The organism is Streptococcus suis, from assembly GCF_002964045.1.
Taxonomy (GTDB): Bacteria; Bacillota; Bacilli; order Lactobacillales; family Streptococcaceae; genus Streptococcus; species Streptococcus suis_U.
The window spans coordinates 1-380 of sequence record NZ_POPB01000469.1 but is presented as its reverse complement, the minus strand read 5'-3'; the positions used below and the strand labels follow the sequence as shown (position 1 = coordinate 380).

The window sequence follows — 380 nt, the reverse complement described above, 5'->3', positions numbered from 1 at the left end:
GCCTTGCTTGCACCGTTTGGTAAAATTTCCAAGAGATAGTCCTGTGAACGAACGGTGGAATAGCCTTGGCTGAGTACAGGATTGTGTTGATTTTCAAAGGCATCAATATGCTCTTTTTCACCGACGAACATGGCTTCAAAGAAGCGATGCTGACCTGACTTGGCTTCTTTTAAATCAATTGGTTGAGGAGTCATTCCTACCAAACCTGCGTCTAAATTAACACGTGCATTGGCTTTTTCTGCAAGAACGAAGTAGTCTTCCTCATCAAAGAGAGAAATTTGCACATCATCATTTTCAATAAAAGTGGAAAGATAATCAATATCAGAGATAGATAGTTCTTCCCAGTCAATCAGGCTCCAATCCTTTGTCGAATGGGTTGA

Annotated in this window: 1 protein-coding gene; it reads right to left on the bottom strand. The window is 40.8% G+C overall.

The features are described from left to right. Nucleotides 1–380, bottom strand: a 380-nt coding sequence (locus tag C1E99_RS12075) for an HAD hydrolase family protein (protein ID WP_153060213.1), incomplete at both ends; no start/stop codon positions are given.